Origin of the sequence: Akkermansia biwaensis, from assembly GCF_026072915.1 — a bacterium.
Classification (GTDB): domain Bacteria; phylum Verrucomicrobiota; class Verrucomicrobiia; order Verrucomicrobiales; family Akkermansiaceae; genus Akkermansia; species Akkermansia biwaensis.
The window spans coordinates 2,715,384-2,729,036 of sequence record NZ_AP025943.1; the positions used below are offsets into that span (position 1 = coordinate 2,715,384).

Sequence of the window (13,653 nt, forward strand, 5' to 3'; positions counted from 1 at the left end):
GGGAATCAGGATTTTTTCAGGGATTTGGCCAGGTAGAGAAAAGGGTGCTTGACGGAAAGGATTTTGGAAGCCAGACGGGAGATTCCGTAATGCCAGGGGCAGGGAATGCGGTTTTTCCTGAATGCCTGCTTGTTCTGCCTGGTATTGCGACGAACTGCCTTGAGGCCTGCCGTGCTGGAGCCTCCCGTGCGCATGAACACCATGAAACGGTCCAGGTAGTGCGTGGAAATATGGTGTTTTTCCACAAACCGGAGCATGAGCTCGAAGTCCGCCGCGCTGCCGATGGAGGGATCAAACAGGCCGTAGCGCTCAAAGCATTCCCTGGTGCAGTAAAAGGTGGGGTGGGCCGGATTCCAGCCTCTCTGAAACGCTCCGGGGCGGTAGGGGGAGCCTTGCCAGGTGCGGACGACCTTCCGTTCGGAATTGATATAGGACAAGTTGCCATGTACGGCATCCGTACCGTTTTCGGAAAAGGCGCGTGCAATATCTTCCAGTACGCGGTTGTCCTGGTAATAATCGTCTCCGTTGAGGAAGCCCACCACGTCCCCCGTAGCCATGAGGATGCCCTTGTTCATGGCGTCGTAAATCCCCTCGTCCGGCTCGGAAACCCACTTCATCCTGCTGCGGAACAAGGGTTCCATTTCCCGGAGAATGGATACCGTCCCGTCCGTGCTGGCGCCGTCCACGACGATGTATTCCATATCCGGATGGGTTTGCCCCAGAACGCTGCGCATGGTGTCGCGCAAGGTGGAGGCATTGTTGAAGCAGACCGTGATGATGGAGATTTTCATGAAAAGGGCCGTAAGTCGTTTTCCGTGCCGCATCCGCCTGTCAGAGGCGGAGCTTGTTGATCATGATGGCGTTGTGGGCGTCCGTCCCCCACCAGAAATAGAGGTTTTCCTGTTGGAATTTCCGCGCCAGTTCCCGGCATTTCTGCCCGTAGAATCCGCATAGTGAGCCTATGTTTCCCTGGAAAAGAATGCCTTGTGCGGCCAGGGCGGCGAGTTCCTCTGGAGTCAGGATTTTGCCGTAGCGTTCAGGATGGGCCAGCACGGGAACATATCCTCTGTCCTTAATGAGCAGGAGCATGTCCATCCACGCGTCCGGAAGGCGGTATTGCGGGAGTTCCACAAGAATGTGCGTGCCGTCCGGGCTGAGAGGCTCCTCTTCCGTGAATTGCCGTTCAAAATGATCGTCCAGCATGTATTCCGCCGCCAGCCGGAGTTCAAAATCCTCGTCCGGCACGGCGTTCACAAGCTCCCGAAAGCGTACTTTTAAACTCGTTGCCGTATTCCAGGGATAGCGGCTGATGACATGGGGAGTGCAACAGGCTCCCCGGAATCCCCGTTTTTTCAGCAGGGAAATGAGTTCCAGGCTTTCCGCCTGCGTCCGCGCGCCGTCGTCCACACCCCAGAGCAGATGGCTGTGCATGTCCATTCCGTCCGGACAGAGGGTACAGAGCTTGAACTTTGGCTGGAACAGGGCGGAGAACAAGGCGGAAATCAGGAATTGGTGGTGTTGTACCCGTAGTTGTAATGGTAGCCGTAACCGTAATAGTGATGGCCGGACGCCTTGAAGTCCACGGCATTGATGACAAATCCCATGTTGGGAAGCTTTCCTTCATTGGCAAGCTGCTGGATAGTGGCTATATAGCGCTTGTCTATCTTGTTGCTGCGGATGACGTACAGGGAAATGTCCGCCAGTTTGGCAAAAATGGCCGTATCCGCCAGAATGCCGTAGGGTGGCGCGTCAATGATAACGGCATCGTAAGATCGCTTGAAGGACTGGATAAGCTGTTCAATCTCGGGCCGGGAGAGCAGGGAAACGGGATTGGGAACATGGGGGCCTCCGTAGAGGATGTCCACCCCCGGATGATCCGGAAGGGAATGAATGACGGAGGAAAGGTCGGAAACCTTGTTGAGCAGGATGGTGCTCAGGCCCTTGCGGCCCTTGCCGCCAAGCTGGCTGGAGAGGGAGGTCTTGCGTAGATCGCCGTCAATCAGGAGCACGCGCTTTCCGATTTTGGAAAAAGCCTGGGCCAGATTGGCGGAAATGAAGGTTTTTCCTTCTCCCGGCGTGGTGGAAGCGAGCAGGATCACATGGCCCTGATGCTCGGAAAAGGGAAGCATGGAGTCCACATTGTGGCACATGATATGGAAATATTCCGCCATGACGGAATGTTCGTCAGGGAGCATCAGGGATACCTGTTTCTGTTCCTTTTTGCTCATGGCGGGAAGCTCTGCAATGACGGGAAGGGTGGTGATGGCATCCAGGTCATGCCTGTTTTTGACCTTGTTGTTGAGTATGGCCGCGCCCATGAAAGCGAACAGGCAGAGGGCTGCGCCTCCGGCCGCCCCGCCGAGAACGAATTTCCTGGTATTGGGAGCAATCGGGGCGTTGGAGCCGTGCGCCGTTTCCAGAACGCGGGCGGAAGAAGGTGTGGTTTCCAGAGCCAGTTCGTTTTCCTGTTCCTTGGTCAGCAGCGTAAGGTAATATTCTTCCTTTACCCCGTGTTCGCGGTTCAGAGGGGTGAGTTTCCGCGCCTTTCCGGATGTGGCGGCCAGGCGCTTGGTAATGTCATCCCGCTTTCGGGTAAGCTCCTGGAGCCGTAAATTCAAGTTATCGCGCAAGTTGGACAGGGATCTGAAGGCGGCCGCGCGGGTAGCGTCCATCTTCTTGGTCAGGGAAACGACGATGGGGTTTTGCGAGCCCGCGCTGCCCGCGATTTTCTGGTATTCCAGATAGGCGGTGTTGTAGGCTTCAATTTGACGGGAAACCCCGGAGTCCGCGATGCCGGTGTCCAGGGAAATAAGTTCCGCTTTTTTACTGACGGCTTTCAAGTTGTTTTCCAAGTCATTGGCCAGCATGATCTGCGTCTGGAGCTCGAAAATGGAATTGTCCAGCGTTTGTGCGGTGCTGAAATCGGCGGACAGCGAGGCTTGCGTGTCGGCAATGATGTCGTTCTCGAATTTGATGTCGTCCCGTTTGCTGTCCAGTCTTTTCAATTCCTCGCCGATCTGTTCGAGTTGCCGGCGAATGAATTCTTTCGTCTTGACGGCGATGGCGCGGCGTTCTTCTCTGGAATGTTCGTTATAGATTTCGATCAGTTTATTCAGCGTATCCGTTGCTTTATCGGGATTGGAGGAAGTGAGCGTCATCTGGAGGAGGCTGGATTCCTTGGCGTCCGGGCGCTTGACGGTGAAGTTGGCGAGGAGCTGGTCCGCAGCGGCGTTGATGGGAACGCGCCGTACGGTAATGGTGGTGCCTGGAATTGTCTCCGGCATATGGGAAGTGGGATAAACCGTGATGGTTGCAAAAGGGAGATGGACGGGCTTTTTCAGTTCCTCTTCCAACTGTACGGGTTTTCCGTCGCTGCCCTGGTAGGTCAGGGACAGGGCGCTGTCCCCTTTCAGGGTAATATCGAAAGAACAGGACCTGTCGCTGGGGATGTTTTCAAAGATGACTTCCACAGGGCTTTCCCGGTACAGGTCTATCTGGCGCAGGTCCCGTTTTTTCCAGTAGGATACGTTCAGTTTCAGGTCTTCAACCGTATGCCGCATGACGGTGGAGGACCTGAGGATAAAGCTTTCATTGGCCAGATTGGCCGCTCCGGAATCCACCCCCAGTTCCACCATGATGCGGTCTGTGGAGGAATCCTTGCTGGCTTCCCTCATCATGACGCTGGCGGTCTTTTCAAATACGTAATTCTGCGTGGCCGCCATATAATAGGCTGCAGTTCCTCCCAAAAGGGCGCAGAACAGTATCCAGTACCAGCGCCTGCGGAGAATGATGGCGACAATGTCCAGAGACAGGGAGGAATCCGGTGTCTCGGGCGGGGGGGAAGATACAGGCGGAACGGTAGGTTGCGGCATAAGGAAATGAAATACTTCACCGGCTTTCCACTTTCCGCGGAAAGCCGGCTACGGAAGAAGGGTCACAAGGCGCACAGGGCGATGATGCCGATGATCAGGCCCACGCCGGATGCCGTCCAGCCGATGTATTGGACGGTGTCACTGCGGGTATTGATTTTACGTTCGGCAGGGGTAACGTAAATGGTGTCGTTCTGCTGAATGTAGTAATAGGGGGACTGGAATAAATCCTTGCTGCGCAGATCGATTTTGGCAATCTGGCGGTGGCCGTTCGTTTCACGGATCAGCGTGACGTCCCGGTTGCCGTCAATGCTCAAGTCGCCCGCACGGCTGATGGCTTCCAGAATGGTCAGGCGCTGGCCGTCAATGTTGTATGTTCCGGGGGAGGAAACTTCGCCCAGAATGGAGAACTTGAAATTGGTGATCTGCACGTTGACGGAAGCGTCGCTGATGTAGTCGTTGTTTTTCAGAGCGGCGGCAATGTCATCTCCCAGGGCGGAGCAGGTCTTGCCGGCCGCCTTGATTTTGCCGATAACCGGCAGGACGATGTAGCCTCTGGCATCGACCAGGTAACCTTTGGACCGGGAGCTGGAGCTGGGGCCGGAGGTGCCGATTTCAGAGACGGCAAAAGGTGCGGTCAGTTCGGGCTGCTTGCTGCTGACAGTGATGGAAAGCTGGTCGTCCTTCTGAATCAGGGTTTGGTAGCTGCCCTGAATCTTTTCCTTGGAGTAGCCGGAGACGTCCTGGATGTACAAGACTTCCTTGGGACTGACGCAGGAAGGAAGGAGGCTGGCTCCTGCCAGGGCTGCGGAACACAGGAGAGCTTTGCTGAGGAGATGGTGTTTATTCATTAGTTGAAGTAATAAAGGGAAGGCTTGGTAACGGGGGATTAGAAGGATCTGGTCGCCTCCGTGGTAGAGGGGAGGGAAAGATCGTTCTGAAGGAGGGTTTTCCCCAGTTTATTCTGGAAGGCCTCGTTGCATTGCTGGATGCCTTCCCGGACCAGGACTTTCCGGGCTGTCCGGAAGACCAGGGAAACATCCAGAAGGAAGGAAACGCGGCGCACGTAAAGCACATCGTAGCACAGTCGGCGGCAGAAGGGAATGCCGTTGCGGCCGTGGATCTGGGCCATGCCGGTGATGCCTGGCCGGACGGAATAGCGCTGGCGGCAATAATTGGGAGGAAGGGCTTCCATCTGGGAAGGAATCCAGGGGCGGGGGCCTACGATGACCATGTCCCCTTTCAGGATATTGATCAGTTGCGGAAGCTCATCCAGGGAATTGGTGCGAAGGAAGTTGCCGAGAGGGAACAGTCTTTGGTTGTCCGGGAGCAGGCGCCCATGTTCGTCACGCGCATCCGTCATCGTTTTGAATTTGATGATTTTGAACAGTTTTCCCTGATATCCAACGCGCGTTTGAAGAAAGAAGGGGGATTTCCGCGTAGATAGAAAAAGAAGCACAGATATCGTTAGCAGCAACGGGCTGAGAATGACGAGCGCCATCCCGGCGAGCAGGCTACTGATGACAGGTTTGCAGATATGCATGTACATAAAGGCTAGGACGTGAGTAGCGGATTGCAAATCCGGTGTCAATAGTAATCGTTAAAGAAAAAATACTTATTTGTCATATCCCGTAAAATTATAAGAACAAAATTATAAACGAATATGACTTTTATTTATAATAACAATTTGATATTTAATATATTATATATAGTTTTAATGTTCCCTATTATTTTGATAGGATTTGCAATCCGTTGAATATTTTCTTATATTCGAATATGAATTACATATAATAATTTTTTTGTAGCAAAAGTTTTGTTGAATTTGCAAAATCAATCGCATAAAAGAAGCGGAATGGGGAAATTTGAGGTTGTATTGTTTTTTAACGCGGTTGGGGTAATTTCACAGGAAAAAGAGTCCTGGCGGCCGTTGCCTGCCGGGAAGGGTTGTTCATTCCATTTTTTTCCATGATGAAGGGGGACTTGGCGGAAAAGAAATCTTCACGAGGAAGAGAACAGGTCCCCCTTGGTTTGGCCTTGAGTTCGGCTCCCGGTGTTGTTAGTATAGATGCCACGTATGGCATTGGATGCGCAGGAGCGTCATGTATTTGAGCATGAAGAGGACCATCCCCCCGTTTGGATGGGAATGGCGTGGGGCGCCGTTTCCGTACTGGCAGGAGCGGCTTTGCTGGCTTCCATGGTGACCTTTGACGTCCGGGAAATAGGCTGGAATTATCTCAACAAATCCGGCGAGGTGATGGAGGGGACGACCAATCTTCTGAACGTGGTGGGGCTGTATGGAGCCGGCATCGTTTACTGGGTGCTGGGAGGGATGGCCTGGATGCTGGTGATTTTGCTGGCCTGGTGGGGATGTTACCGTTTTACCCACCGGGGACGGCTGACCCGCGGTGTGATCTATGGAGGCGTCTTCCTGCTGGTGAGCGGGTGCCTGTTCCTGACTGCCGGCCATGTTACGGGGGCGGAATGGGTGGAGCGTCATCAGGTGCTGGGCGCGGGCGGCCTTGTCGGCAACCTTCTCGGAACGCATCTTCTGGTTCCTTTGGCTGGGGTGTCCGCCATTCTGGCGGTTTCCGGGCTGGGATATATCATTGCCTTGATCTATGCGGCGGGCCTGCGGCCTCGTCCCCTTTTCCGCGCCGTTCTCCGGGAGTTCCGTTCATGGAGAATGAACAGGAAGGAAAAGAAGATGGAACGCCGTTCCTCCCAACTGGCCAGGGAAGTCGCCCGCGTGAGAGCCAGCATGGAGGACGCGGCCCTGTCTTCTCCCTCTCCCGCCAGACGGAGCCGGGAATCTTCTTCCCGCCTGCACCGTACCGGGGATGACCTGGAAGGGCTGTACAATGAAGTGGCCGCCGCTCCCTCTGTCCGGACGCCCGCACCCCCGAAAAAATCTTCCGCTCCGCGGACGCAGGGGAATCTGCCGCTGACGACGACCCCGAAAATCACGGTGGCGGAGCCTGCGGAAATCAAGCCTGCTCCCAAGGTGCAGCCCTTTGCCAAAATAGCCACGCCGCCTACGGAGGAATTCAAGGACTACCAGCTTCCCGGCTTCGAACTGCTGCATTATGAGGAAAAGCCGGACGGCCCCACGGATGCGGACCGGGAGGAAATGCTGGAAATCCAGCAAAAAATCATCGAGACGCTGACGACGTTCCGCGTGGACGTGACGCCGGGGGACATCACCCGCGGCCCGACCATCACCCGGTATGAGGTATATCCCGCGCGCGGCGTGCGCGTGAACACGTTTGACCAGTATTCCAAGGACATCGCGCTGGCGACCAGGGCGGAAAGCGTGAACATCGTGGCCCCCATTCCGGGCAAGGACACGGTGGGCATTGAAATCGTCAACCGCAAAAAAGTGGCCGTGCCGCTCCGGGAACTGCTCCAGGACCCCGAATTCTGTTCTCCCAAAAAGAAAATTCCGCTGGCCCTGGGCAAGGACGTGTATGGCCGCACCGTGATAGGAGACCTGGCCTCCATGCCCCACCTGCTGGTGGCGGGGGCTACGGGTTCCGGCAAATCCGTGTGCATCAACAGCATTATCTCCTCCATGCTGTTGAAATTCAGGCCGGATGAACTCAGGCTGATTTTGGTGGATCCTAAGGTGGTGGAAATGCAGCCATACTCCAAGCTGCCTCATTTGATCGTTCCCGTGGTGACGGACCCTAAAAAGGTGCCGAATGCCCTGCGCTGGTGCGTGAATGAAATGGAACACCGCTACCACTGTTTTGCCAAGGTGGGCGTCCGCAACTTTGAAGCCTTCAACAAGCGGCCGCCTGAAATGCCCGCGGAAGAGGAAGAAGAGCCGGAGTCCGGAGAAGTGGACGAGGCGCTGGCGGAATCCATCGCCCGGGAGCTGGAATCCCAGGGGGAATGGCCTGCGGAAGAGGATGACGAACTGGATTTGGATGACGACGGCGTGATTCCCGAACGCTTCCCCTACATCGTAATTATCATTGACGAGCTTGCCGACCTGATGCAGACGGTGGGCGCGGACATTGAAACCAACATCGGCCGCCTGACCCAGAAAGCCCGCGCTGCCGGGATTCACCTCATTGTCGCCACGCAAACGCCGCGGCGGCAGGTAGTGACGGGCACCATCAAGGCCAATATTCCCACGCGCATCGCCTTCCAGGTGGCCAGCGGCACGGACAGCCGCGTGATTTTGGACAGGCAGGGGGCGGAAAAGCTGGTGGGGAAGGGCGACCTTTTGTACCTGCCGCCCGGTTCCGCCCAGGTGGAACGCGCCCAGGGCGCATTCATTTCCGACGACGAGGTGGAAGCCCTGGTGGCCCATTGCGCGTCCCAGGCCAGGCAGAAATTCCATGAAGAGGTCCAGAAGACGCTGGACGAAGCCTCCCACGGCGGAGCGGACAGCCCGCTGGACGACGCGGAGGAGGAATGCTACGCCAAATGCCTGGAAGTGGCCGTCATCGAACGCAAGGTAAGCACGTCCCTCCTGCAGCGGCGTCTGAGCATCGGCTACGGTCGCGCCGCGCGCATGATGGATCTGCTGGAATCCCGCGGGATCATCGCCCCTGCGGACAACACCAACCGCCCGCGCAAGGTGCTGGTGGAATGAAACGGACAACCATCTTACTTTCCTCTCCGTCATGAATAAAATCCTTCCCATGTCCGCCCTCCTGGGATGCGTGCTGCTGGCGGCTTCCTGTTCCCAGCAGGTGCAGCCCGTCAAAAAAGCAGGCAGAAGTCCGGTTTACGTGGGAAAAGTGGAACGGGTTTACCCCCGCCACAACTATGTGCTGATCGCCCTGGCCGGTACTGTGTATGAACCGGGAACGGTGCTTATCTCCCAATCCGCCGGCTCGGGGGAAAACCGGCGCGTCGCCAACCTCATCGTGACGGAAGAAAGAATGGGGCGCACGCGCATTCCGGCGGACATACGCAGCGGCACGGCGGAAGCGGGAGACTTGGTGTTCCTGTACCAGAATCTGGCCGCGCCGGAAAGCTCCGGAAAAACGGGTGAAGAGCCCACGGACACTCCCGAACCCGGAAAGGAAATCACCCCCCCCGTATCTCCGGACGGCCTGCTGCCGCTGCCCGGCGAGCGCCCCGCAGAGCCGGAAGCCCCCGCGGACAAACCCTCCCGGTCCCCCGGTGCCCGCTCCATTCAGGATGAAATCATGAAAGATCTGGATACCGTTCCGGGTACTTTGGAGGACTCCTTGAGAGCGGTAAGTCCGGAGAAAAAATCGGCAAGGTGATTTTTTAGATTCATTCAATAAATGCTTGTCTTTTGGCATTCCCCCGGTAGTATGAACCCACTTACACAAATTGGTGACTAGTTTATGAAATCCATCAAAGGCACAGAAACAGAAAAAAATCTCCTCAAGGCGTTTGCCGGGGAGTCCGAAGCCCGCAACCGCTACACCTACTTTGCCGGTGTGGCCAAAAAAGCCGGTTACGAGCAGATCGCGGCCATTTTCCTGGAAACGGCCGACAATGAAAAGGAACACGCCAAAGTGTTCTTCAAACTGTTGAAAGACGCCTGCATTGAAGTGACGCACACCGTTTGCACGGCCCCCCTGGAATCCACGGAGGAGTGCCTGCTGGCCGCCGCCGCCGGAGAACACGATGAGTGGTCGGAGATGTACCCCACCTTTGCCGAAGTGGCGGACAGGGAAGGCTTCCCCGCCATTGCGGAAACCTTCCGCAAGATCGCCACGGTGGAACAGCACCATGAAGCCCGTTACCGCAAACTGGCGGAAAACGTGCGCGAAGGCACCGTATTCGCCAAGAAGCAGGAAACCCAGTGGAAGTGCCGCAACTGCGGTTACATCCACACCGGAGACACGGCTCCCAAGGTGTGCCCCGCCTGCGTGCATCCCCAGGCATTCTTTGAAGTGCTGGCGGACAACTTCTAATCATTTTCCAGTCGGAAACATGATTGGGGCCGGTTTCACGATCTGATCGTGTGATCGGCCCCCTTTTTTCCATCAGGGACAACCCCATATCATGAACAGGCACAGGGAACATACGGAAGCGGCGTGGAGGAAATACGGCCGGAAACTCTGGAAATTCGGCGGCAGCTACGGGCTGGGAATCGCCCTGATGCTCATCCTGCTGGTGCTGACATTTGCCGGTACCCTGCACCAGGTCCGGCTGGCTCCCTCCCTGGGATCGGAGGCGGCCATAGAATCCTTCTTCGGCGCTCCCTACGTGCTCATTCCCCTGGGCGGGGAGCACTCCCTCATTTCCCTGCCGCTGCCCGGCATGGGCATTACATGCGCCCTGCTGTTCGTCAACCTGCTCCTGGGCGGCATGTTCCGCGTGAGATGGACGTGGAGGCATGCGGGCATCCTGATTGCCCACGGCGGAATCCTCCTTCTGCTGGCCGGCATCATGCTGGGCAACAGAATGACCGTGGCCGTGGACCAGGTGGAACTGCCGCAGGGCGACCGCATGCATGAGCGGGAGCTTCCCTTTGACATCCGCCTCAACCGCTTTGTGCCGGAATTCTACCCCGGAACGTCCAAGCCTAAATCCTATGAATCCCAGGTGACCATTTTTCCGGAATCCGGCGGCCATTATGACGCCGTCATCCGGATGAACGAACCGCTGCGGGTATCCGGCTGGACCCTGTACCAGATGAGCTGGGGGCAGGACTCTTTGCATCCCGGCAGGCTGATATCCATTCTCCGCGCCTCCCACAATCCGCTGGAACAAATGCCCAAATGGTCTTCCTACATCATTGCCGTGGGGTTGTTGTGGCATTTTGCCCTGGTCTTCGGGAGGTACCTGCGCCGCAAGCCGGAACAAAAGCAGGAAAAGGAACCCGTTCCGGAACAATCCAGAGGAAACGCGGATGGTGCCGGGAAGGGGAAACGCTGGCGTCTGGTCGGCATTTGCGTGCTGGTGGCCGGAATCTTCGCCGTCGGCATGCTGGCGGCCAGGCCGTCCGTCCATACGGTCCGCGTGGAACGCTATACGCCCTGGTCCTCCTCCCTGGTGGAAAAGGTGGAGGGCATGGCCGTTCAGGATGGTGGCCGCGTCAAGCCCGCCTCCACGTATGCCGGGTTCCATCTGCTCCGGACGCTGGGCAGGAGAAGCTTCTCCATAGAAACGCCGGACGGCGGGAAAAAACTCACTCCGGTGGAATGGATGCTGGACTGCATGTTCAGGCCGGAATTTGCGGAGCAATACCCGGTATTCCTGGTCAACCGGGAGGAAGTGGTGCGCCGCCTGCACCTGCCGGACCAGGCGGACAAGCGGAAAAAATACTCCTATGCCCAGATTGCCGGACAGTGGGAGGAAATGTCCCGTGCCGTGAGGGAAATCCGGATGCTGGGGGAAACGCAGCTCACGGAGGCGCAGAAGGAAATCCTGGCGCTTTCCCGCAACTTTGACGTGGTGCGCGGCTGGATGCTCGGTTCCCGCATCATGCTGGAAGACCCCGCTGCCATGGAACGGATGGAATTCCCCCGCTGGTTCCCGGCATCCGGACGGGATGAAGAACAGGAGTGGACCGCCGTTCCGGGCAAGGGCGCCGGAGCTTTTCTGGCCATGGCTTCCCTGATGGAGCGCAAGGCCATTGAGGAAGAAGGGCCGAAAGGCGGAGAGCTGCGCGCCAAGGCGGAAAACCTGCTGATGGAACGGCTGGTACAGCCGAATGAAGCCGCTTCCGCCGGGGAACGGAATGCCCTGAACCGGGAAATCTTCTATTACCGTCTTGACCCGCTGTATGTTTCCCTGGCTGTCTTTGTGGCCGCCTTTGTCTTCCTGGTGGTCTGCGCGCTGTTCCGCCCCATGCGGAATGCTCCGTTCTGGAGGCGTTTTCTGCGGCCCGGCGGTTTCAGCCCGGCGTGGATTTTGGGAGCGGCGGGCGCGGCCGTTCTGGTGGCCGCCCTGACCATACGCGTGCTGATCACCATGAGGTCCCCGGTAGGCAATACCTATGAAACCATCGCCTTCATCGCCTGCATGGGCGTGATCTGCGCGCTGGTAGCGGAACTCTTCAGCAAAAAGGGAATTGTGCTGGCGGCCGGGTTGATCCTGGGGGCGCTCTCCTGCCAGATGGGCATCATGTATGAATCTTCCCAGGCCGTGGACCACATGGACCCGCTCGTGGCCATCCTGCGTTCCAACTTCCTGCTTTCCACCCACGTCATCACCATCGTCCTGGGGTATGCGGCCGGACTGCTGGCGGCGGTGCTTTCCCATGTATATCTGCTGGCCTCCCCCCTGCGCCTGATCGGCCGGAAAACGGAGCAATCCCTGGACCGCATGGCATACGGCATCCTGTGCTTCTCCCTGGTCTTCACGCTGGTGGGCACTGTCTTCGGCGGTATCTGGGGCAATGAATCCTGGGGGCGCTTCTGGGGATGGGACCCCAAGGAGAACGGAGCATTGATGATCGTGCTGTGGCAGTTGGTCGTGCTTCATGCCAGAAAGGCGGGGTGGCTTTCTCCGTGGCTTCTCCACTTCAGCAACGTGCTTGGCGGCGTCATCATCGCCTTTGCGTGGTGGGGCGTGAACATGCTGGGGGTGGGGCTGCATTCCTACGGCTTCACATCCGGGCGGAATGCCCTGGACATCTTCTATTGGTCGGAAGCCGTGCTTTGCGTCCTCTTCATTATCCTGCATTACCGCGCCCTCCAGCAGGCGGAGATGAGGTAATTTTGTGACGGTTTTCCGTTGACCGACCGGGCGAAAGTGCGGACATGCGGTATTTTCGTTTTTGCAGGGAAGGGAAGCAAACGGTATCACAGAAGTAAAAATGGGAAAAGGCGTTCTTTCCCCATTTTATCCTTGCTGTTTCAGCCCGTCCGGCATATACTTCCGCTACCTCATGCAGGGATAGCTCAGTGGTAGAGCGGCTGTCTTACACACAGTTGGTCGGGGGTTCGAATCCCTCTCCCTGTACCATTAATAAACCCCACAAGTTATTAAACTTGCGGGGTTTACTTTTAAAGCAGTCTTGTATATCAGGTGATTCTGAACAGAGTTAACAAGAGGCCCTATCTTGTTGGATCAAGGACAGTCTCAATAAGAAATTGAGATGATCAGGAAATCATGGTGTTTTGAAAAGGGATATTTAAACTTGGGTCTCTTTGTGTATAATTCCTTTTTTACATTTGTCTTGAAAATTTTCTTCCAATGTATTCAGGATGAATATCCAGGTCATTCATATTAAATCAATAAACATTAATATGAAAAGATTCTTTCATAATACGAATTTTGTTTTTTCAGGGGGATTTAATGTCATTTCATGAGAAGTAACTGAAGTCTTAACGTATCAGGCGTCTTTCATTGAGGGTGCCACAGGTTCTACATTGTCTGCAAATCATTTAACAACATGATTTACAAGACAATGAATAATACCCAAATTACCCTGGAACCCCGTTATCCCTTTGTTCCCATGTTCGCCAATGGCCTCCCGCAGGCCGATTTCTACGTCAACGGCATCACCGCCCCCGTTCTCATCTCCCCTCGCTCCGCTTCCGATGACACTCGCCATGAATGGACCGGGTACCTCAAGATCATGAAACGCGGTACCTATTTCCTTTCCCTGACCGCCGATTCCTCCATCTCCCTGTCCATTCCTTTTAAGAATGTGGAACTGACCAGCGAAGCAAAGGACCTTTCCGTGAAGCCGGAGAGTGTCCTCCTCGAACAGGGGTATTACTGGTGCCAAATCGTCCATGAACACCATGCCGCCCTGGGCTCCGGACAGGAGTTCTGCATTGCCGTTCTTTCCGACAAGGCGGAGGTGTCCGATATCAATTCCTACCTCGACCCCAATGTA

The 13,653-nt window shown here is 56.2% G+C and carries 10 protein-coding genes and 1 tRNA gene; 5 read left to right on the forward strand and 6 right to left on the reverse strand.

The features are described 5' to 3' along the window. Nucleotides 1–5: 5 nt before the first annotated feature. The 5 genes from OQH67_RS11190 to OQH67_RS11210 all read right to left on the reverse strand — a co-directional run bounded on the left by OQH67_RS11190 (nucleotide 6) and on the right by OQH67_RS11210 (nucleotide 5,418). Complete coding sequence (locus OQH67_RS11190; RefSeq protein ID WP_215433919.1) at nucleotides 6–791, reverse strand: glycosyltransferase family 2 protein; 786 nt, start codon at nucleotides 789–791, stop codon at nucleotides 6–8. A gap of 40 nt (nucleotides 792–831) precedes the next feature. After that, on the reverse strand, nucleotides 832–1,431 hold the full coding sequence (locus OQH67_RS11195) for a tyrosine-protein phosphatase (RefSeq protein ID WP_215459002.1): 600 nt from the start codon (nucleotides 1,429–1,431) through the stop codon (nucleotides 832–834). Between the two features lie 71 nt (nucleotides 1,432–1,502). Next, complete coding sequence (locus OQH67_RS11200) at nucleotides 1,503–3,872, reverse strand: GumC family protein (protein WP_215433915.1); 2,370 nt, start codon at nucleotides 3,870–3,872, stop codon at nucleotides 1,503–1,505. A gap of 62 nt (nucleotides 3,873–3,934) precedes the next feature. Further along, on the reverse strand, nucleotides 3,935–4,720 hold the full coding sequence (locus OQH67_RS11205; protein ID WP_215433913.1) for a polysaccharide biosynthesis/export family protein: 786 nt from the start codon (nucleotides 4,718–4,720) through the stop codon (nucleotides 3,935–3,937). A 38-nt stretch (nucleotides 4,721–4,758) separates the two neighbouring features. Beyond that, nucleotides 4,759–5,418, reverse strand: a complete 660-nt coding sequence (locus OQH67_RS11210) for a sugar transferase (RefSeq protein ID WP_215719903.1) — start codon at nucleotides 5,416–5,418, stop codon at nucleotides 4,759–4,761. Nucleotides 5,419–5,943: 525 nt separating this feature from the next. On the opposite strand from OQH67_RS11210, the gene OQH67_RS11215 reads away from it, so the two are divergent. From OQH67_RS11215 to OQH67_RS11235, 5 genes are all read left to right on the forward strand, one after another. After that, entirely contained in the window at nucleotides 5,944–8,469 is a 2,526-nt protein-coding gene (locus OQH67_RS11215; protein WP_215433910.1) for a DNA translocase FtsK 4TM domain-containing protein, read from the forward strand. A 31-nt stretch (nucleotides 8,470–8,500) separates the two neighbouring features. Continuing rightward, nucleotides 8,501–9,112 carry a hypothetical protein gene (locus tag OQH67_RS11220; RefSeq protein WP_215433909.1) on the forward strand — a complete coding sequence of 204 codons (612 nt, stop codon included), beginning with the start codon at nucleotides 8,501–8,503 and terminating at the stop codon, nucleotides 9,110–9,112. An 84-nt stretch (nucleotides 9,113–9,196) separates the two neighbouring features. Beyond that, nucleotides 9,197–9,772 carry a rubrerythrin gene (rbr, locus tag OQH67_RS11225; RefSeq protein ID WP_215433908.1) on the forward strand — a complete coding sequence of 192 codons (576 nt, stop codon included), beginning with the start codon at nucleotides 9,197–9,199 and terminating at the stop codon, nucleotides 9,770–9,772. 91 nt (nucleotides 9,773–9,863) lie between these two features. Then, nucleotides 9,864–12,524, forward strand: a complete 2,661-nt coding sequence (locus OQH67_RS11230) for a cytochrome c biogenesis protein CcsA (protein ID WP_215433907.1) — start codon at nucleotides 9,864–9,866, stop codon at nucleotides 12,522–12,524. Between the two features lie 174 nt (nucleotides 12,525–12,698). Continuing rightward, a tRNA-Val gene (locus OQH67_RS11235) sits at nucleotides 12,699–12,773 on the forward strand. A 418-nt stretch (nucleotides 12,774–13,191) separates the two neighbouring features. On the opposite strand, the gene OQH67_RS11240 is transcribed toward OQH67_RS11235, so the two are convergent. Then, complete coding sequence (locus OQH67_RS11240; RefSeq protein WP_215458972.1) at nucleotides 13,192–13,551, reverse strand: hypothetical protein; 360 nt, start codon at nucleotides 13,549–13,551, stop codon at nucleotides 13,192–13,194. Nucleotides 13,552–13,653 lie beyond the last annotated feature (102 nt).